At 60.1% G+C, this 19,881-nt stretch carries 20 protein-coding genes and 1 tRNA gene; 6 read left to right on the top strand and 15 right to left on the bottom strand.

Annotated features, from left to right (window positions below; genetic code table 11):
* Positions 1–43: 43 nt before the first annotated feature.
* From QA646_RS14245 to argH, 4 genes are all read right to left on the bottom strand, one after another.
* The gene (locus QA646_RS14245; RefSeq protein WP_283056073.1) at positions 44–2,803 is read right to left on the bottom strand and encodes a TIGR02302 family protein; all 2,760 of its coding nucleotides are present in this window, start codon (positions 2,801–2,803) and stop codon (positions 44–46) included.
* 250 nt (positions 2,804–3,053) lie between these two features.
* Positions 3,054–4,325, bottom strand: coding sequence for a diaminopimelate decarboxylase (lysA, locus tag QA646_RS14240; RefSeq protein WP_283056072.1), 1,272 nt, complete (start codon positions 4,323–4,325; stop codon positions 3,054–3,056).
* 13 nt (positions 4,326–4,338) lie between these two features.
* A complete protein-coding gene (locus tag QA646_RS14235) occupies positions 4,339–4,533 on the bottom strand; it encodes a lipoprotein (protein ID WP_028754825.1) in 195 nt (64 codons plus the stop codon).
* A gap of 99 nt (positions 4,534–4,632) precedes the next feature.
* A complete protein-coding gene (gene argH, locus QA646_RS14230; protein ID WP_283056071.1) occupies positions 4,633–6,033 on the bottom strand; it encodes an argininosuccinate lyase in 1,401 nt (466 codons plus the stop codon).
* 23 nt (positions 6,034–6,056) lie between these two features.
* Between argH and QA646_RS14225 the strand changes: the two genes are divergently transcribed.
* Positions 6,057–6,722, top strand: a complete 666-nt coding sequence (locus tag QA646_RS14225) for a TlpA disulfide reductase family protein (protein WP_283056070.1) — start codon at positions 6,057–6,059, stop codon at positions 6,720–6,722.
* A 163-nt stretch (positions 6,723–6,885) separates the two neighbouring features.
* On the opposite strand, the gene QA646_RS14220 is transcribed toward QA646_RS14225, so the two are convergent.
* From QA646_RS14220 to QA646_RS14195, 6 genes are all read right to left on the bottom strand, one after another.
* Entirely contained in the window at positions 6,886–7,764 is an 879-nt protein-coding gene (locus QA646_RS14220) for a 3-hydroxybutyryl-CoA dehydrogenase (RefSeq protein ID WP_283056069.1), read from the bottom strand.
* A 145-nt stretch (positions 7,765–7,909) separates the two neighbouring features.
* A complete protein-coding gene (locus QA646_RS14215; RefSeq protein ID WP_283056068.1) occupies positions 7,910–8,839 on the bottom strand; it encodes an electron transfer flavoprotein subunit alpha/FixB family protein in 930 nt (309 codons plus the stop codon).
* Positions 8,840–8,866: 27 nt separating this feature from the next.
* Positions 8,867–9,616, bottom strand: coding sequence for an electron transfer flavoprotein subunit beta/FixA family protein (locus QA646_RS14210; RefSeq protein ID WP_283056067.1), 750 nt, complete (start codon positions 9,614–9,616; stop codon positions 8,867–8,869).
* 200 nt (positions 9,617–9,816) lie between these two features.
* Entirely contained in the window at positions 9,817–10,395 is a 579-nt protein-coding gene (locus QA646_RS14205) for a cob(I)yrinic acid a,c-diamide adenosyltransferase (protein WP_283056066.1), read from the bottom strand.
* 13 nt (positions 10,396–10,408) lie between these two features.
* Positions 10,409–10,612: a twin transmembrane helix small protein gene (locus QA646_RS14200; protein ID WP_283056065.1), complete on the bottom strand. Its 204-nt coding sequence runs from the start codon at positions 10,610–10,612 to the stop codon at positions 10,409–10,411.
* A gap of 19 nt (positions 10,613–10,631) precedes the next feature.
* Entirely contained in the window at positions 10,632–11,465 is an 834-nt protein-coding gene (locus QA646_RS14195; RefSeq protein ID WP_283056064.1) for an SDR family oxidoreductase, read from the bottom strand.
* Positions 11,466–11,562: 97 nt separating this feature from the next.
* Between QA646_RS14195 and QA646_RS14190 the strand changes: the two genes are divergently transcribed.
* On the top strand, positions 11,563–12,495 hold the full coding sequence (locus QA646_RS14190; RefSeq protein WP_283056063.1) for a YihY/virulence factor BrkB family protein: 933 nt from the start codon (positions 11,563–11,565) through the stop codon (positions 12,493–12,495).
* Here QA646_RS14190 and gluQRS read toward each other — a convergent pair.
* Complete coding sequence (gene gluQRS / locus QA646_RS14185) at positions 12,460–13,341, bottom strand: tRNA glutamyl-Q(34) synthetase GluQRS (RefSeq protein ID WP_283056062.1); 882 nt, start codon at positions 13,339–13,341, stop codon at positions 12,460–12,462. The two genes, QA646_RS14190 and gluQRS, sit on opposite strands and share 36 nt — an antisense overlap.
* Positions 13,342–13,384: 43 nt before the next feature.
* Here gluQRS and QA646_RS14180 point away from each other — a divergent pair, with 43 nt between their 5' ends.
* Both QA646_RS14180 and QA646_RS14175 read left to right on the top strand, forming a co-directional pair.
* Complete coding sequence (locus QA646_RS14180) at positions 13,385–14,029, top strand: DNA-3-methyladenine glycosylase (protein ID WP_283056061.1); 645 nt, start codon at positions 13,385–13,387, stop codon at positions 14,027–14,029.
* A gap of 111 nt (positions 14,030–14,140) precedes the next feature.
* Positions 14,141–14,698: an HNH endonuclease gene (locus QA646_RS14175; RefSeq protein ID WP_028754837.1), complete on the top strand. Its 558-nt coding sequence runs from the start codon at positions 14,141–14,143 to the stop codon at positions 14,696–14,698.
* A 275-nt stretch (positions 14,699–14,973) separates the two neighbouring features.
* Here QA646_RS14175 and QA646_RS14170 read toward each other — a convergent pair whose 3' ends face one another.
* Both QA646_RS14170 and QA646_RS14165 read right to left on the bottom strand, forming a co-directional pair.
* Positions 14,974–15,483: a disulfide bond formation protein B gene (locus tag QA646_RS14170; RefSeq protein WP_283056060.1), complete on the bottom strand. Its 510-nt coding sequence runs from the start codon at positions 15,481–15,483 to the stop codon at positions 14,974–14,976.
* Positions 15,484–15,498: 15 nt separating this feature from the next.
* A complete protein-coding gene (locus QA646_RS14165) occupies positions 15,499–16,092 on the bottom strand; it encodes a YqaA family protein (RefSeq protein ID WP_283056059.1) in 594 nt (197 codons plus the stop codon).
* 286 nt (positions 16,093–16,378) lie between these two features.
* Between QA646_RS14165 and QA646_RS14160 the strand changes: the two genes are divergently transcribed.
* Positions 16,379–17,152: an FRG domain-containing protein gene (locus QA646_RS14160; protein ID WP_283056058.1), complete on the top strand. Its 774-nt coding sequence runs from the start codon at positions 16,379–16,381 to the stop codon at positions 17,150–17,152.
* Positions 17,145–18,248, top strand: a complete 1,104-nt coding sequence (locus QA646_RS14155; RefSeq protein WP_283056057.1) for a DUF262 domain-containing protein — start codon at positions 17,145–17,147, stop codon at positions 18,246–18,248. The genes QA646_RS14160 and QA646_RS14155 overlap by 8 nt, the downstream gene beginning before the upstream one ends.
* A gap of 84 nt (positions 18,249–18,332) precedes the next feature.
* On the opposite strand, the gene QA646_RS14150 is transcribed toward QA646_RS14155, so the two are convergent.
* Both QA646_RS14150 and QA646_RS14145 read right to left on the bottom strand, forming a co-directional pair.
* A tRNA-Leu gene (locus QA646_RS14150) sits at positions 18,333–18,417 on the bottom strand.
* A gap of 150 nt (positions 18,418–18,567) precedes the next feature.
* Positions 18,568–19,866, bottom strand: coding sequence for an MFS transporter (locus QA646_RS14145; RefSeq protein ID WP_283056056.1), 1,299 nt, complete (start codon positions 19,864–19,866; stop codon positions 18,568–18,570).
* Positions 19,867–19,881 lie beyond the last annotated feature (15 nt).

Genomic DNA, 19,881 nt, shown 5'->3' with positions numbered 1-19,881 from the left:
CATCGGAATGAGCTTCGCCGATAGCGGCGAACCCCGGGTGACTTTATTGGCCCAAATTGAGCAGGCGCTCGAGATAACGCCGCTCTTCCGACAATGATGGGTTGTTGCTCAGCCGCTCGCGGATCGCATCGAGAATTTCGCGGGCGCGCTGCGGGTCGATGATGTTCGGTATCTTGTTTTCGTTTGTCTCATCAAAGAAATTGCCGTCGCTGCGTTGACGTCCCAACGGATCGCGGCCGTTTTGATTACCCTGGCCAGCCTGACCTTGCTGCTGCCCTTGGCCCTGACCCTGCTGTTGCATCTGCGCCATGAGCTGGTTCATCATGTCGCGCGTGCCCTTGCGCAATGCGTCGAGTGCGCGGCCTTGGTCCTGCACGGCGGCTTCGCCATTGCCCCGACCGAGATCTCCGGAGGCGCCCTTCATTTCCTGTTGGGCCTTGCCGTAATTCTGGTTCGGCTTCATGCCCATGGAGCCCAGGTCTTTTTGCAGTTCGCCGAGCTGCTTGCCGAGTTCATCCTGCTGTTTGCGTAGTTGCTTCAGGGCATCGCGCAGTTGATCGGCGGTCATGTTATCCGTCTGATTGTCGCCCTGCTGCTTCTGGCCCTGCTGGTTCTGGCCTTGCTGCCCTTGCTGCCGATTCTGTTGGCCCTGATCCTGCTGTCCCATGTTCGGCTGTGTCGGATCGTTCAGCTCCGGCATAGGCTGGTTCAGCGCATCGTCGCCATCCTCATTGGGGTCGCCGCGCTGCATGCGGTCGCGCATGGCCTGGTCGAGCTTGAACGTCTGCTCCATCAGCTTCTGTTGATCGCGCAGGATGCGGCCGAGCTTGTCCATCTGCTGACGCATCTTATCGTTTGCTTCACCCTGCTGCTGGTTCTGGCCGCGCTGCGGCCGGCCGGCCTGCAGGTTGTTCATCATCTGCTGCAGTTCGGAGAGCAATTGCTGCGCCGCCTCGCGGTTGCCGGAGCGGGCCAGATTCTCGATCTGATCCATCATCCGCTGCAGATCCTGTTGGCGCAGGATATTGGCCGACTTCTGGTTCGGCTGCGCCGGCATGTTCCTCATGCGCTCGGCGAGCTCCTTCATATAGGCGTTCATCGCCTTGCGCAGTTCGTCCGTCAGTTTCTTGATCTCGGCGTCGGACGCATTGCGCTGCAGAGCCTCGGATAGCTTCTGCTGCGCGTCACGCAGAGCCTTCTCCGCATCGGTCAACTGCGCGTCTTCCATGCCGAGCGCGATCTGCCAAAGGTAATCAGCGGTATCCTTCAGCGCGATATCGCCGCGGGCAAGCTTCATGCGTGCCAGTGCGGATTCGATCAGCAGGTAGTTGCCGAGATCCGGGATCGTCTCGTCCGGGCGGACGGTCAGCGATTGATTGAGTTCAATCGCCTCCGGCATCTTACGGGTGTCCAGCGCGAAAACCTGGCGTTCCTCGGCAACGGCAGCGGCGAGCGGCTGGCTGAAATTGCGCGAGGGCAAGGTCATTTCATAGGGTGCACTGCGGCCGGTCTGGCCGGCGCCGTCGCGGGCGACGAGGCTGATGCGCACCTGCTTGCCGGCAAGCGGGTCCTGCGTCAGGTCGTGGTTCGCCAGCCCCTTGCCGTTCCGGCGGTCGCGGCGCGAGATCTCCAGTCGGTATTCCGGCAGACCGTAAAGCGGCGTGGCCTGAGGATCGGTATCGACAGGCACGATTTCGGCATGGGCCTCCTCGACGCCGTAATCGTCCTTGACTTTGAAGCCGATTTCCAGCGCGCCGTTGGCGGTCGCATGTGGAATGCCGTCGAAGGCGATTTCCGGCGGCTTGTCGGCGACCACTTTGAAAGACCATGATTTGCCGTTGACGGTCAGCTTACCGCCCTTTTCGAGCTTCAGCACATGGGTGCGGGCGACCATGGCGCCGGCGCCGGCCGGCGTGGCGGTATTGTTCGACACCGGTTGAATGGTCGGGGGCGTGGCGGTATTGCCGCTTGCCGGCGGCTGCTTGCTCGCATCCGCGGCCTGTTCGGGGATCTCGGCTTCCGTGCCGGCGCCGGCGGCCCGGAACAATACCTTCTCATCCGTCGAAGCCCCGGTGACGCGCACGGTCAGTTCTGAGAATTGCGGTACGTTGACGCTGTCGCCACCGTTGGCGGCACCCCCCGTCAGGTAGACAGGCGCTTCACCGGTGTAATAGGGCGGCGTCACCCAAGCGTCGACGCGCAGGTCCGGATTGACGGACGTGATGGCCGGGGCGGTGAAGGCATCGGTCAGCGAGCCGCCGCTGTTGGACATGGAAAAGCTGAACGCCGTCACCAGAAGCAGTGCCGGAATGGTGCGAAGCGCGAAACGGTCGTAGCGGGCGATGTCAGGACGCGGCAGGCCGGCGTCCAGAGCTGCGATCCGCGCCGCCATGCGCGTCTGATGCTCCCGCCACAGCGCTCTGGCAAAGGGCGTGTCGAAAGCCGGCTCGTCCTCCTGCACGGTGACCGGCTGGTGGGCAAGGCCGTTGCGCTCCTCCAGCATCCGGTCGGCTTCCGCAACCGTCGGCCAGCGCAGGCGGCGGAAGGGGACAACGGAAATGGCGAAGGCGATGGTGAAAACGGCAAGCAGGACGAGACGCAGAGCATCCGGTGCGATGCGGAAAATGCCGAACCAGGCTGCTGAGACGAAAAGAGCCAGGATCGAGAGCGGCACCAGCAGCAGCGGCAGGATCTGTTCCGATGTCAGGACCAGCCGCGCGAAGAGACGCTTGACCGCAACCAGCCGCGCCAGCGCCGGACGGGTGGCGAGAGCGCCCTTCTTGAGGTTGCTGGGGCTGGTCATCGGTCCGGCTTTCTCCCCGATCTGACGTTGATGGCTATCTCTCCGTTGGAGACGCTGGGGCGTCGCATAGGCCCGCAATCGCGGCGCCCGGCGAGACGCCTTTCACAGGAAGATAACATTCTTTGTGGCGAAGACGAGGGCAAGCGGCAGTAATGGCCGCTTTTTCATCGGATTTCGCCGAAACGTGATCAAGCTGTTTGATCGGGCATAGCGCGTGAATCCCACCGAAAATCCGCTCGGATTTTCGAACTTACGCTTCAAACCAGGGCGGGATCGAATCGAGACCGATCAGCTCTTCATAGGTCTTGCGTGGGCGAATGACGTGGAAATCGCTGCCCTTGACCAGCACTTCGGGCACCAGAAGCCGGCTGTTATAGGTGCCGGCCTGTACCGCGCCATAAGCGCCGCCGGAGCTGATGGCCAGCAGATCGCCGGGCTTCGGCATCGCCATTTCGCGGTCGAGAGCCAAGTAGTCGCCGGTCTCGCAGACCGGGCCGACCACATCAGCCTTGATGCGCGGGGCATTGGCGGCGGTGATCTCGACGGCGCGAATTTCGTGATAGGCCTCGTAAAGCGTCGGGCGGATCAGGTCGTTCATGGCGCCGTCGACAATGACGAAGGTCTTATGGCCGCCGTCCTTCACATAGATCACCTCGGTCACCAGGATACCGGCATTGCCGACGATCAGGCGGCCGGGCTCAGTGACGATCTTGCAGTTCAGGCCGCTCAACTGGTTCTTGACGATATGGGCATAGGCTTCCGGTGCCGGCGGCGGATCGTTGTCGTCGCGGTAGGGAATGCCGAGGCCGCCGCCGATATCGACATGGTGGATATCGTGGCCGTCGCCGCGTAGCGTTTCGACGAGATCGCGCAGCAGCTTGAAAGCGTCCTCGAAGGGCTGCAGCTCGGTGATCTGGCTGCCGATATGCATATCGATACCGGTGACCTTGATGCCCGGCAGATTGGCGGCGCGGCCGTAGACGGCACGGGCACGTTCCCAAGAGATGCCGAATTTGTTTTCCTTCTTGCCGGTCGAAATCTTCGCATGCGTGCGGGCATCGACATCGGGATTGATGCGGAAGGAAACGGGTGCAACCTTGCCGGCGCGGACGGCCCGCTGGTTCAGCACTTCCAGTTCCGGCTCGGATTCGACGTTGAAGCAGTAGATGCCGGCTTCCAGCGCGACATCCATCTCCTCAGCGGTCTTGCCGACGCCGGAGAACATAATGCGGCTTGCCGGAATGCCCGCGGCCAGCGCACGATGCAGCTCGCCGACGGAAACGACGTCGACGCCGGCGCCGAGCCGGCCGAGCGTCTTCAGCACCGCCTGGTTGGAATTGGCCTTCATCGCGTAGCAGACCATGGCGTCGACATCGCCGAAGGCTTCGGAGAAGACGCGGTAGTGACGCTCGAGCGTTGCCGTCGAATAGACGTAGAAGGGCGTGCCGACCGCCTTGGCGATCTCCGGAACGGGAACGTCCTCGGCGTAGAGAATGCCGTCGCGATATTGAAAATGGTTCACGGTCGAGGCCTGTTTAGAGAAGCGGATCGAGGAGGAACTTCTTGTCCTCCGTGCCCGGCTGTTTCGTCGGCTTGTTGACGTCACCGCCCTTGGTTGCTGCTGCGCTTGGCGGATCGAGATCGCCCTTGCGGCCACATCCGACGACGGCAAGGCCGATGACCGAGAGCACGACGGTCAGGCGGATGATATGCGGCATGTTGATCTGCATCGAAATCCTCTTGGGCGGCAAACGCGGAAGCAGTCCTTCATAGCGAAGTTTCCGGGCCTTGTGCACCCTGATTGTTGATTGTGATTTTCGGCGATTTTCTCAGTTACGGCCGCGCCAGAAGGCGATCTGCTTGCGCACTTCCGACGGCGCCGTGCCGCCGTAGCTCTTGCGGCTGGCGACCGAGGCCTCGACCGTCAGAACGTCGAAGATCTTGGCTGTAATATCAGGATGGATCGCCTGTAGTTCTTCGAGCGTCAGTTCGGCAAGATCGCAGGATTTGCTCTCGGCAAGCGCAACGGCGCGGCCGGTGACGTGGTGAGCATCGCGGAAAGGCAGGCCCGCTTCGCGCACCAGCCAGTCGGCAAGATCGGTCGCTGTCGAATAACCGGAGCCGGCGGCCGCCTTCATGCGGGCGGTGTTGACAGTCATGTCTCGCACCATGCCGGTCATGGCGGCAATCGCCAGTTCCAGGCTTTCGGCGGCGTCGAAGACCTGTTCCTTGTCTTCCTGCATGTCCTTGGAATAGGCGAGCGGCAAGCCCTTCATGATGGTCAGGAGTGCCACCAGCGAACCGTTGATGCGGCCGGTCTTGGCGCGCACGAGTTCGGCCGCATCGGGGTTCTTCTTCTGCGGCATGATGGAGGAGCCGGTGGAGAAGGCATCCGAAAGGCGCACGAAGCCGAACTGCGGCGTCGACCAGATGACGATCTCTTCGGCCAGCCGTGACAGGTGCATGCCGGCGATCGCGGCGATCGACAGGAATTCGATGGCGAAATCGCGGTCGGAAACGGTGTCGATCGAGTTGCGGGTCGGCTCGCGGAAACCAAGCGCCTTGGCCGTCATGTGACGGTCGATCGGGAAGCCGGTGCCGGCGAGGGCTGCGGCGCCGATCGGCGATTCATCCATATGCTCGATGGCGTGGCGCACGCGCGAGCGGTCGCGGCCGAACATTTCGACATAGGCCATGCAATGATGGCCGAAGGTGACGGGCTGCGCCGTCTGCAGATGGGTGAATCCGGGCATGACGCTTTCGGCATGTTCTTCGGCGCGGTCGAGGAAGGCGGCGATCAGGTCAGTCAGCGCCTGTTCGCACTTCTGCAGCTCTTCCTTGACCCAGAGGCGGAAATCCAGTGCCACCTGGTCGTTGCGCGAGCGGGCTGTGTGCAGACGTCCGGCCGCCGGGCCAATCAGCGTGGCGAGCCGCGCTTCGACATTCATGTGGATGTCTTCGAGGCGGCGGGAAAATTCGAAATTGCCGCTCTCGATCTCTGACAGGATCGTGTTCAGGCCGTGAACGATCTTGTCTTTATCCTCGGCTGAAATGATGCCCTGATGGGCAAGCATGCCGGCATGCGCGATTGAGCCGCGGATATCCTGTGCAAACAGCTTCTTGTCGAAACCGATCGATGCATTTATCTCCTCCATGATCGCCGCGGGACCGGAAGCGAAACGTCCGCCCCACATCTGGTTGGAGGATTTGGTGTCCGTGCCGTCAGCCATGAGATGCCTACCTGGAGAATGTAATGACAGCAAAGAAGCCGTTCGGTCTGCCGTCCATGAAACTCGTTCTGCTTGCCGCCGTCGCTGGGATTATTGCGGGTGCGGCAGCGGTATACGTGAAGGAGGCGGGGTATGGCAATGGCATTGGTGAAACGGCCTCATCCGGACAGTGCGAGACCGCAAAGGATCGCGCCGCGACGTTGACGCCCTTTACCAAGGGGCAGGTTGCCGCAATGGCCGCGCCACAGACGCCGATCTCGCTGCAGAACATCGCCTTCAAGGGTCCGGATGCCCAGCCTCTGTCGATTGGCGATTTCTCTGGCAAGACCGTGCTGCTCAATGTCTGGGCGACGTGGTGCGTGCCCTGCCGTGAGGAAATGCCGGCGCTGAACGCGCTGCAGAAAAGCATGGGCAACAGCAAGTTCGAGGTCGTCGCCGTCAACATCGACACGGGCGACGACGAAAAGCCGAAGGCCTTCCGCACGGATTACGGCATCGACAAGCTCGGCTACTATCGCGACAGCACCATGGGCGTCTTCAACGCCCTGAAGAAGCAGGGACTCGCCTTCGGCCTACCCGTGACACTGCTGATCGACAGCAAGGGCTGCCTCATCTCGGCCATGAACGGCCCGGCGGCCTGGGACAGCGAGGATGCGAAGAATTTGGTGAAGGCTGCGGCGGGGATTTGACGTTCCTCCTTCTCCCCTCGGGGAGAAGGTGCCCGATAGGGCGGATGAGGGGGTGCCGCGTCATATTCGGACAAGTTTATCGGGCAAAGAAGCGCGGCTTTGCCGGTAACGCCCCCTCGCCCCGCGCTGGCGCGCGACCCTCTCCCCGCTGGGGGAGGGTCTTTTATCGAGTCGGAACCGGTACTTCGCCGCGATAATCATAGAAGCCGCGGCCGGATTTGCGGCCGAGCCAGCCGGCTTCGACATATTTCACCAGAAGCGGGCAGGGGCGGTATTTCGAATCCGCGAGGCCGTCGTGCAGCACCTGCATGATCGACAGGCAGGTGTCGAGGCCGATGAAATCGGCGAGCTGCAGCGGGCCCATCGGATGGTTCGCGCCGAGGCGCATGGCGGTGTCGATGGCATCGACGGTGCCGACGCCTTCGTAAAGCGTGTAGATCGCCTCGTTGATCATCGGCAGCAGGATGCGGTTGACGATGAAGGCCGGGAAGTCTTCGGCCACCGTGATCGTCTTTTCCAGCGAGGTGACGAATTCCTTGGCGGCGGAGAAGGTCGATTCCTCGGTGGCGATACCGCGCACGAGCTCGACCAGCTTCATCACCGGCACCGGGTTCATGAAATGGATGCCCATGAAGCGCTCAGGCCGGTCGGTCGCGGATGCGAGCCGCGTGATCGACAGCGATGAGGTGTTGGTGGCGAGGATCGCCTCGGGCTTCAGGATCGGACAGACTTGGGCGTAGATCTTGCGCTTGACGCTTTCATCCTCGGTCGCGGCTTCGATTGCGAGATCGACATGAGCGAGGTCGTTGAGGTCGGCGGAACCGGTGATGCGCGACAGCGCCGCCTTGCGGTCCTCGTCGCTCATCTTGCCGGAAGCGACGTGGCGGGCAAGGTTGCCGTTGATGGTGGCAAGACCGCTCTCGATACGATCCTGCGACAGATCGTAGATGTGAACTTTGTAGCCTGCCAAGGCGGACACGTGAGCAATACCGCAGCCCATCTGGCCCGCGCCGATAATACCGATCGTCTTCAGCGAACTCATTGCCAACTCCCCGGCGGCGCGTTCTTGAAGGCGCGCCATACTTTTCATCACAAATTTGCCGGACTATTTCTAGCCCGGCAAGATTGATAGCTCTATAAAGGATGATTTTCCAGTCTTTCGCAACTGCGAAAGAGAGTCGGCGCGATCACAGCGCCTTTTCGAGTTCCGGCAATGCCTCGAAGAGGTCGGCGACGAGGCCGTAGTCGGCGATCTGGAAGATCGGCGCCTCCTCGTCCTTGTTGATGGCGACGATGACCTTTGAGTCCTTCATGCCGGCCAGATGCTGGATCGCTCCGGAAATGCCGCAGGCGATATAGAGCTGCGGGGCCACCACCTTGCCGGTCTGGCCGACCTGCCAGTCGTTCGGCGCATAGCCGGCATCGACGGCAGCGCGGGAAGCGCCAACGGCAGCCCCTAGCTTGTCGGCAACCGGCAGGATCACTTCCTTGAACTTCTCCGCCGAACCGAGGGCGCGGCCGCCGGAGATGATGATCTTCGCAGAGGTCAGTTCCGGACGGTCCGAGGTCGACAGTGCATCCTTGACGAAGGTCGACAGGCCGGGATTGGCGACCGCCGGGATGGCTTCGATCGCAGCCGAACCGCCCTCTGCGGCCGAGGCAAACGAGGCGGTGCGCACGGTGATCACTCGCTTGGCGTCGCTTGCCTGCACCGTCTGGATGGCATTGCCGGCATAGATCGGCCGCTTGAAGGTATCGGATGACACCACCTCGATGATTTCCGAGACCTGGGCGACATCGAGCAGGGCGGCAACCCGCGGCATGACGTTCTTGCCGACCGAGGTGGCAGCCGTCAGGATGGTGTCGTAGCTTGCCGCCAGCGACACGATGAGATCGGCGAGCGGCTCGGCGAGATTGTTGGCAAGCTCGTCGCTTTCGGCGAGCAGCACCTTTGAGACGCCGGAGAGCCTTGCCGCGGCATCGGCGGCAGCCTTGGCGGCTTTGCCGGCCACCAGCACATGCACGTCGCCGCCGATCTTTACGGCAGCCGTCAGCGCCTTGGCGGTCTGGTCGGACAGGCTTTGGTTGTCGTGGTCAGCCAGAAGAAGAATGGCCATGATGTCTAACTCCTCGTTCGGACTGGTTTAAAGCACACCGGCTTCGACTTTAAGCTTTTCGACGAGCTCGGCGACCGACTTGACCTTGACGCCCGCCTTGCGGCCGGACGGCTCTTCGGTCTTCAGCACCTTCAGGCGCGGCTCGGTCGAAACGCCGAAGTCGGCCGGGCTCTTCTTGTCGAGCGGCTTCTTCTTCGCCTTCATGATGTTCGGCAGCGAGGCATAACGCGGCTCGTTGAGGCGAAGGTCCGTCGTCACTACCGCCGGCAGCTTGACCTCGATCGTCTGCAGGCCGCCGTCGACCTCGCGGGTGACCTGAGCGCTTCCCTCGCCGATCTCGATCTTCGAGGCGAAGGTTGCCTGCGCCGTGCCGAGCAATGCCGCCAGCATCTGGCCGGTCTGGTTCGAGTCATCATCGATCGCCTGCTTGCCGACGATGATCAGGCCCGGCTGCTCGGCATCGGCCACGCCCTTGAGGATTTTGGCAACGGCCAGCGGCTCGACTTGATCGTCGGTCTCGACCAGGATCGCCCGGTCCGCACCCATGGCAAGCGCGGTCCGCAGCGTCTCTTCGGCCTTGGCCGGGCCGATCGACACCACCACCACTTCCTCGGCCTTGCCGGCCTCCTTCAGCCTGAGCGCTTCCTCGACCGAGATCTCGTCGAACGGGTTCATCGACATCTTGACGTTGGCGAGCTCGACGCCCGTGCCATCCGGCTTCACCCGGATCTTGACGTTGTAATCAACAACCCGCTTCACTGGGACGAGAATTTTCATGGGTTCCTTCCTTCAACACTGCGCTCATGAACATGGCCTGTTCAGCGCCGTTCCATTTGTCGAATGGCGACATGGATACGCGTTTTTCCCCCAATTACAACGCTTGCATGGCGCAGAACGGCAAATTGCTTTTAGCGACATAAATAACGTTTACGTCAACGTCAATAAGGCGGGCTGCTTATAGACGTCGTCTGCCTCGCCTAGCGATTCTTCCCCGGCACCCATAGAACGTCAGCGCGCCCCTGATCATTCGCATGGCGCGCGGCGACGAACAGGAAGTCCGAGAGACGATTGACGTATTTCATGGCTGCCGGGCTCACCCGCTCGCCCTCGCTGCGCGACAGGGCGACCATCAGCCGCTCGGCGCGCCGCGCGACCGTGCGGGCGAGGTGGAGATGCGCCGAGGCGCGGCTGCCGGCGGGCAGAATGAAGGATCTCAGCGGTTCGAGACCGGCATTGAGTGTGTCGATATCCCGTTCGATGCGCTCGACCTGACTGTCGATGATGCGCAGCGGCTCATAGGAGAGCGGTTTGTCCGTTTCCGGTGTTGAGAGATCGGCGCCGAGATCGAAAAGATCGTTCTGGATGCGCATCAGCATGGCATCCAGTTCGGGCATGTCGGTGGTATGGAGCCTGGCAACACCGATGACGGAGTTGGTTTCGTCGATGGTGCCATAGGCTTCGACCCGCAAATCGTGCTTGAGCCGGCGGGGGCCGGCGACCAGACCGGTGGTGCCGTCATCGCCGGTCCTGGTGTAGATCTTGTTGAGCTTGACCATGGTAACCCCGTTGTCAGCCCGGGCGGCCGCCGCCGGTCAGCCACAGCGTCAGCATGATCAGGATGACCGCGATTGCCTGCAGCAGCACGCGAAGCTGCATCAGCCGGTTGGAGAGATTTGGATTATCGCCCTTCATCATGTTGAACAGGCCGCGAATGAGGACGATCGCGACCAGACCCATGAGGATGATGGCGGCGATATAGGTAACGGTAGACATTGCTTCGGGCCTTCGTCTTTCAATCCAACCGGCGCATCAGACGATAGAAAAGGTCAGCCGGCAACAACCTTTTCAGAAGAACACCCTGTTTTGCAGGTGTGGTCACAACATAATGCGGACGTGGATTTTTGGCGTTCAATGCGGATTTTAACACGGCATAGACCGCTTCGGGTCCCAATTTGTGCCGGTTGACCGGGCCTGTGCCATTCAGCCGCGCCAATTGCCGCCGGTATTCGACCGCATGGGCTGAACGTTCGAGGTCGATATGCTCCTCGATCTTGGCGAGCGCATTGGCGGTAAAGCGCGAGGCGATCGGACCGGGCTCGATCAGGCTGACATGGATGCCGCTCCCTTGCAGCTCCATCCTGAGCGTGATCGTCAGGCCCTCCAGCGCGAATTTCGAAGCCGTGTAGGCACCGCGGAAACGATAGGGAACGAGCCCGAGAATGGAGGATACGTTGACGATGCGGCCCTGACCTTGCTTGCGCATCAGCGGGATCACCTGCCGCGTCAGCTCATGCCAGCCGAAGAAATTCGTCTCGAACTGTTCGCGGAGCACATCGGTCGAAAGGTCCTCGACCGCGCCCGGCTGGCCATAGGCGCCATTGTTGAATAGGGCGTCGATGCGGTCGCCGGTCCGTTCGCACATGGTTGCGACCAGGGCGGAGATCGTTTCCGGCCGGGCATAGTCCATCAGCAGCGTTTCGATCCCATCGGCCTCGAGGGAAGCGCGGTCAGCCTCCTTGCGTACGGTTGCGAAAACCCGCCAGCCGTCGGCTGTCAGTGCACGGGCGCAGAAAGCGCCGATGCCGGAAGAGCAACCCGTTGCGATGATAGTGCGTTGATCTGCCATGGAATGATTCCTGTACAAACGGGAGTCGTTTCCCATATTCAAAGACTCGACACAATCGACTACCGGCAGACGAGAACCGGGCTGAAGCGGAGATGGAATGCCGATATTCGTCCGTACGCTCTACAGGGTCGTCTACGACGCGGTGTTTCATTTCGTCGAGGACGACGGTTTTGCCATGGCAAGCCATGTGGCGCTCTCGACGCTGCTGGCCGTTTTTCCATTTCTGATCTTCGGTACGGCGCTTGCGAGCTTCCTTGGCGCCAGCCAGTTTTCCTCGACGGCGGTGCATCTGATTTTCGACACCTGGCCGGAGGCGATCGCCAAGCCGCTGGCGGATCAGGTGGTGCAGGTGCTGACCATTCCGCGCGGCGGGCTGCTGACCGTCTCCGTGCTGGCTGCGGCCTATTTCGCTTCCAACGGCGTCGAAGCACTGCGCATCTCCCTCAATCGCGCCTACCGTGTGCTGGAAAACCGGCCCTGGTATTTCAACCGTCTTGCGAGCCTCGGCTATGTGCTAATGGCGGTTTTGATCTTTGCGCTTCTCAGCATCATGCTGGTCGCAGTGCCGCTGGTGCTGAACTATACGCGGGAGTGGGTGCCGCGGCTTGCCGATATTCTGGATGTCGTCTTCAGTTGGCGCATCTATGGCACCGTCTTCCTGCTGCTCGCGGGATTGTTGATCCTGCATCTGTGGCTGGCAGCCGGACGGCGGCGGCTGCTCGATGTCATCCCGGGCGTGTTCCTGACATTGCTCTTCTGGTCGCTCGGCGCTTTGATTTTCGCCTATTACCTCGCGACTTTCGCCAATTACACGGCCACCTATGCCGGCCTCGCCTCGGTCATGATCGTGCTGATCTTCCTCTACATGCTGGCGGTGATCTTCATCCTGGGCGCGGAGATCAATGCGGCGCTGATGAAATTCAAGGTGCGGCGCATGCTCTTTCGCAAGGGAATGGGCAGTCCCGAAGCGAATGGACGAGAAGCAGACAAAATATCAGAGGCCGATGCGGCGGCGAAGCTCCGCAGGTGACCAGCCATGCCGGCGCCATTCGGCAATGCCGGTGTCGCCCTGGCTCTTCGACAGCTTCTTGCCATCCTCGCCGAGAATCAACCGATGATGATGATAGAGCGGCTGCGGCAGATCGAGCAGAGCCTGCAGCAGCCGGTGGACCGAGGTGGCGTGAAAGAGGTCGAGACCGCGGACGACATGGGTGACGCCCTGCGCCGCATCGTCGACGACCACGGAGAGATGATAGCTCGACGGCGCATCGGAGCGTGACAGCACGACATCGCCCCAGGCGCCGGGATTGGCAAGAATATCGCCCCTCTCGCCATCGCCGCTTTCCTGCCAATGCAGCGGCTCCCCGACCGCGGCGACGGCTTTTTCCATGTCGAGCCGCCAGGCATGCTTGAGGCCGGTGCCCAGCAATTGCTTCCTTTCCTCTTTGCTGCGCAGGCGATCGTCGGGCGGGTAAAGCGGCGTGCCGTCCGGATCACGCGGCCACGGGCTGCCGCTGGCGGCGCCGGCTGCGACCCGCGCCTTCACCTCGCCGCGCGTCAGAAAGGCGGGGTAGACGAGGTCGCGCGCGATGAGCGACTGTATGGCGGCTTCGTAGGCCGGGAGATGTTCGGACTGCCGGCGCACCGGTTTTTCCCAGGAAAGGCCCAGCCAGGCGAGATCGGCAAATATGCCCGCTTCGAATTCGGGTGTGCAGCGGGCCTGATCTATGTCTTCGATGCGCAGCAGGAAACGGCCGCCGGCCTCATCCGCCATGTCGTGATTGAGAATCGCCGACAGCGCGTGGCCGAGATGCAACGGGCCGTTCGGGCTCGGCGCAAAACGGAATATCGGCTTTTGACGGGGAATCGCGTTCATGCTTTCTTCTGCCACGAATTTTAATCCCACACTACGAGAAGCCATGCACATCATCCGCGGCGAAGACGATATCAAGCAAGGGCTGGCGGCGCTGGTCGATCTCGACCCGCGCCTGCGACAGATTGTCTCCGAGGCGGGTCCGGTGCCGCTGCGTCTGCGCGAACCGGGCTTCGAGGGGCTGGCCCATATCATCGTGTCGCAGGTCGTGTCGCGGGCGAGCGCCGATGCGATCTGGGGGCGGATGATGGCGAGGATGGGGAAGGTGACCGCCGAGGCCTATCACGGGCTGGAACCGGATGCCTGGCGCGGCTTTGGTCTGTCGCGAATCAAGCACGACACGCTGGCGCGCGTTGCCGACGCCGTGGTCAGCGGCGGCCTCGGCCTTCACTCGCTGAGTGCCGAAAGCCCGGAAAAGGCGCTTTCCGAGCTGACCGCCATCAAGGGAATCGGTCCCTGGACGGCGGAGGTCTATCTGATGTTCTGCGGCGGTCACGCAGATGTGTTTCCGGTCGGTGATGTGGCCTTGCAGGCGGCTGTCGGCATGGCTTTCGGGCATGAGGTCCGGCCCTTGCCCAAGGCTTTGGCCAGGGAAGCGGCGGTATGGATGCCCTGGCGCTCGGTCGCTGCCCGGCTTTTCTGGGCCTATTACGCCGTCAAGACCCGGCGCGACGCGCTGCCTATCGATTGATCGGCTGCTCTCATCGATTCGCCGCTATGCACTGAATTTATTGGACTTCACAATCCTGTAACAACCGGCCTAATATACAGATGTAGATGCCGAATCGATCAGGAGGGTTCCTTGACGATTGCAGTCTCACCGCAGTCCCTGCCAGCGCTCGTGCTGAACGCTGACTATCGGCCGCTGAGTTATTACCCTTTGTCGCTCTGGTCCTGGCAGGACGCGATCAAGGCGGTCTTCCTTGACCGTGTGAATATCATTGCTGAATACGATCAATCCGTATCGTCGCCGAGCTTCTCGATGCGGCTGCCAAGCGTCGTCTGCCTCAAGACTTACGTTCAGCCCTCCCGCAATCCGGCCTTCACCCGATTCAACGTCTTCCTGCGCGACCGGTTCGAGTGCCAATATTGCGGTAATCATGACGATCTGACTTTCGACCACGTCATCCCGCGCGCCCACGGCGGCGAGACGACCTGGGAAAATGTCGTCGCGGCTTGTTCGCCATGCAACCTGCGCAAGGGCAGCAAGCTACCGAAGCAGGCCGGCATGTTCCCGGCGCAGAAACCCTATCAGCCGACCGTGCAGGACCTGCACAACAACGGCCGCCTGTTTCCGCCGAACTATCTGCACGATAGCTGGCTCGACTATCTCTATTGGGATACGGAACTGCAGCCGTAAGGAATGTTCCTCGGCATGCGGCCGTATCGGTTGCGGAGGGTGCGGTACCCCCTCTGTCACTCTCGTGACATCTCCCCCACAAGGGGGGAGATTGGTAACGCGTGGCACTCCCTCGCCTTAAGCAGACATTGCATCCGCTGAGACCGAGGACTTTGTTTTGGTGATGGCGAGCGGCAATCTCCCTACAATCTCCCCCTTGTGGGGGAGATGTCCCGAAAAGGACAGAGGGGGGTACCAGAGGCCCGGCACATGAAAGGTCGCGGCCCTGCCGACGATCAACCGGCCTTTTTCACACCCATAAACGCAATCGCCGCCAGGATCACACTCGCGATCACATTCCATCCTGCCATCGACAAGCCGAGAACGCGGAGTGCCGCTTCCGTGCAGGACGGGCCTTTGATGGTGCTGAGTTCGTTCAGCAGGTCGCCGGCATTCTGCGTCATGCTGCTGGCGGATGTGGAGCAGGTCGTCGGGCCGGCCCAGAAGTGCCATTCGACGCCGGCGTGATAGACGCCGATGCCGCCGCCGACCACCATCATGATGCCGGCAATGGCGAGCAGCGCGCGGGTGATCCAGGAGGGCAAGCCAGCGACGGCCGTTAGAGCGGCGACGATCGCGACGGGAATGCCGTAATAATAGGGCTGGCGCTGCTCAAGGCAGAGCGCGCAAGGAATATAGCCGCCGATATATTGGAAGCCGAGCGCCGAGCCGATGACGATGATCATGCCGATAGCAAGCAGCGCGGAATAGGTGAGGCCGGCGCGAGAGGTCAAGGTCTTAGACATGCAAGGGCTCCGTCGTCAGTGCGCCAGCACATAATGGAAGAGGATATAGAGAAGAATGAGGACGGCGGCGGCCGCCATGGTGATCTGGCCCAGGCGCTTCTCGATGAAATGCCGGATCGATTCGCCATAGCGGCGCAGCAGAAAGGCGAGGAAAAAGAAGCGGGCGCCGCGGGCGACGATGGCCGAGATGATGAAGAGGCCGAGATCGATATGGGCGACGCCGGACAGGATGGTGACCACCTTGATCGGCGGCAGATGCGCCAGACCCGACGTGACGAGCAGCAGAACGACCCACCCGTAGGTGACGCCGGCGCTCATCTGGTTGAAGGCGTCGAGCTTGCCGTAGAAGATCAGGATCGGCTTGGCGATGGCCTCGAAGGCGTAATAGCCGAGCGCCCAGCCCGCAACGCCGCCCAGCACGGAGGCAACCGTCGCCGTCAGCGCATAGCGCCAGGCACGCTCGGGCTTTGCGAGCGACATCGGTAGGAACAAAACGTCGGCGGGCACGAGGAAGATCGAGCTTTCAACGAAGGCGATAATGGCCAACCAGACTTCCGCCGATTTGCGGCGAGCCAGCGACATGGTCCAGTCGTAAAGTCTACGAAGCATTCTGCCCCCTTTTGCTGCGTTGCACACCTTTAGGGGGGAGGATTATGGCTGTAAATGGTCGGGGGATGACGGAAGTGGCGGAAAGGCAAAATTTTTCGTGATGGGTGGGTGAGATGCTTTTCGGTGAACACGTTGTCCAAAGCGCCGCAGGTAAGGAAATTGATTAGCGCCTTTAGCCTTTTTGTATTCGGTTATTCGCGATAACTCACTGCACCAATATGCAACCGATTAAAAATTTATTCGCTTTTCCGTTGTAAACCTGTGCGAAATATTAGAGGGGATCCTCATGAAAATATCCCGCTTTAGCGATTTCATTAAAGCCATCGAAAAGTTTCGGGCAGGTCGCGTTGCCGTAAATGAGCTTTGGTATCGGGGACACAGTGCAGAGAGCTATTTGCTCGAGCCGTTCATTCACCGTGGCCGCAAGCCGGAGGACAGAAATGACATCGCGACGATGGAAAGTGCGGTCTACGATGAATTCTTAAGGAGATCTCCTCTTTTTGATGCGCATCGGCGTGATCAATGGGATCTGCTTTTCTTAATGCAGCATTATAGAGCGCCCACAAGGCTGTTGGACTGGACCGCTAGTCCACTTATCGCGCTCTACTTTGCTTTGATGTCAGGAAATTCGAAGGAAAATTCAGTCGTATGGTGCTTCGACCCGGCGGCATGGAATGGAGTAGTACTGGATGATATCAAAGAGCCGCCGCGTATTTTTACCACTGATGACGGCTTGGTAAAGCAATATCACCCAACGTTTAAGGAAAAAAGCAATCGCAATGAGCCATTGGCTATTCAGGGAATCATGAACAATCCACGTATAAACGCGCAAAAAGGTCGGTTTGTGATTTTTGCGCCCCAACCAGCGCCTCTGGAGAATTTCGCTCAAGATTATCGTGTGAAGCCAACTATACTTACAAAGCTTATTATAGATAAGAGTATGAAGCCCCAGATGCTTTCTGATTTGGAAAGCTATGGCATAACTTATTCAACTATATTTCCGGATCTGGAAGGGCTGGCCATCGAGATAAGGCGCCGCCACGGAGGCGCACATGTTTGAGATTCAGCACCAACAATTCAAATCCGCACGCTACTGGCTTACCCGGCGGTCACAAATTGATATGAACCCGCCATATCAGCGCAAGGGGGGACTTTGGAGGATTGGTGATAGGCAATCGCTTATCGACACCATGATCAATGGCTATGATATGCCTAAGCTCTATTTTGCCGACTTCACGACAATTAAGTCGGAGTTAAATTCTGCCGGTATGAGGTATGCTGTGGTTGATGGAAAACAGAGACTTCAAGCAATATTTGATTTTCTAAGTAATGAAATGCCGTTGTCCGATAGTTTTGTATTGGAAGAGAATCCAAAACTAAAGCTCGCAGGGTTGTACTATAGGGATATTGTAGAAATTGCATTTCCGTTTGCCGAGCGAGTTGAAGAATTTCCAATGCCCGTGGTGCACGTTGTAACAGACGATGCGGCTAGAATTCGTGAATTGTTTTTGCGCCTGAATAAAGGAATCGTGCTCACAGGACCGGAAAAGCGCAACGCAATGATTGGAACCGTTCCCTCCGTAATCGCCGAAATTGCGCAACATGATTTCTTTGTTCAATGCACATCGTATAAAGATGACCGAGGAGAGAATCAAAATAATGCTGCGAAAATCTTGGCATTCGAGTTGCAAGACGATGTTACGGAAACGAAACGCGTAAATCTAGATAAGGTTGTCACAGACTTTGCTAATGAACATCAAAAGCTTGAGGTAGCAAAACTCGATGCCCAGCAGACACTAGACAAGCTCGCAGTCGTTTTCGGCGCGAAAGACAAATTGCTTAGATCGGCAGGAAGCGTGCCGGCCTTCTATTGGTTTGTTCGATCCATTGAAGTTGATCAGTTGCGACTCGTACGACCGTTCTTGGAAGCGTTTTATGAAGAGCTAAAAGAAAAAACAATCGCGTTCCTTACCAGCAACGACGACATCGCGCGCTACAAGGGCGCGCTTCGCAATATTAACGATCGCTCTTCACATTTAGAGCGAGTCAAAATTCTGAACAGTGCCTACGAAGAATGGCTGGGTATAGTAAAAAAACCACGTTCGTTTGAGGATGATGTTTTGGCCGATCCGCCCTCACCCGGGGGAGGACGTTAATGACTTCGGTATCGAACCTTTTTCATTCTCTGCCAGCACCTTGATGCCGCGGGGTTATATCCAGTTAAGGAAGGTTCTGAGATTTGGTGCCCCATGCCGGAGTCGAACCAGCACTTCTTTCGAAACTCGATTTTGAGTCGAGCGCGTCTACCAATTCCGCCAATGGGGCAACGGATCGCAACGAGGCGGGTGTCTAACATGTGATTGGCCGGGCGCGCAAGACGGGTTGCGAAGGAATGCGTCTTGTTTTCCGGGGCTTGCAATTCGGCCCATGGCGGCAGCGGGCGCCATGGGCCGTTTTGTCTCTTGCGGCGCTGCCTCAGTGGGCCATTGCCGGGGCCTTGTCAGTCGAGCCGGAGCGGCTGATCGTCAGCGCCAGGATTGCGGCGAGCACGCAGAAGGCGCCGGCGATGAAAAAGGCGGGCAGGTAGGTGCTGAGTTCGGTGCGCGACAGGCCGGCGCCATAAGCTGCTGTGGCGGCGCCGAGCTGGTGGGCGGCGAAGACCCAGCCGAAGACGAGACCGGCTTTTTCGCGGCCGAAGCGGTCGGCGGCGATCTTGACGGTCGGTGGCACGGTGGCGATCCAGTCGAGACCGTAGAAGACGGCGAAGATCGACAGGCCGTAGAAAGTGAAGTTGCTGAAGGGCAGGTAGATCAGCGACAGGCCGCGCAGGCCGTAATACCAGAAGAGCAGCCAGCGATTGTCGAAGCGGTCGGACAGCCAGCCGGAGCCGATCGTGCCGAAGAAATCGAAGATGCCCATGACGGCAAGCACACTGGCGGCGGCCACCGGCACGATGCCGAAATCGCCGCAGAGCGTGACGAAATGCGTTTGGATCAGGCCGTTGGTCGAAAGGCCGCAGATGAAGAAGGTGGCGGCGAGGATCCAGAAAGTGGAACTCGTGGATGCTTCCTTCAGGATGACGAGGGGCGAGGCCAGGGCCGCCTTGAGGTTCTTGGTGGCGGGCGGCGTCGGCGAAACATGGAGTTCACCGACGAGCGGCAGATTGACGTCGGCCGGGCGGTCGCGCATCAGCAGCAGCACGACCAAAGCAGCGATGACGATCATGGCGCAGACGAAGAGTACGGTGGTGCGCCAGCCGTAACGTTGCGTCAGCTCCGCCATCAGCGGCAGGAAAACGAGCTGGCCGGTGGCCGAGCTTGCCGAGAGCATGCCGACGACGAGGCCGCGATGCTTGGTGAACCAGCGCGTCGATACCGTTGCGGCCAGTACCATGGCGGTAAGGCCGGTGCCGAAGCCGATGACGATGCCCCAGCAGAGCAGCAACTGCCAGACCTGCGTCATGAACAGCGAGCCGATGAAGCCGGCGCAGATGGTGATCAGCGCGAAGACGATGACCTTGCGGACACCGAAATGATTCATGAACGCTGCGGCGAACGGACCCATTAGGCCGAACAATACCAGGCGGACGGCAAGCGCGGAGGAGATGGAGGATGTGCTCCAGCCGAATTCGTCTTCCAGGGGCTTGATGAGCACGCCGGGCGCCCCCATGGCGCCGGCGGTGACCAGCATGGTGAGGAAAGTGGCGCCGACGACGACCCATCCATAGTGGATGTTGCGCCGGGCAAGCGTCGAAGCAAGGACTGTGGAAACCATGGGGTGCGTTCCGAT

The organism is Rhizobium sp. CB3090 (assembly GCF_029714285.1).
In the GTDB taxonomy this organism is placed as follows: Bacteria; Pseudomonadota; Alphaproteobacteria; order Rhizobiales; family Rhizobiaceae; genus Rhizobium.
Note: the sequence above shows the minus strand (reverse complement) of the source record. Positions and strands in the feature narration are given on the sequence as shown.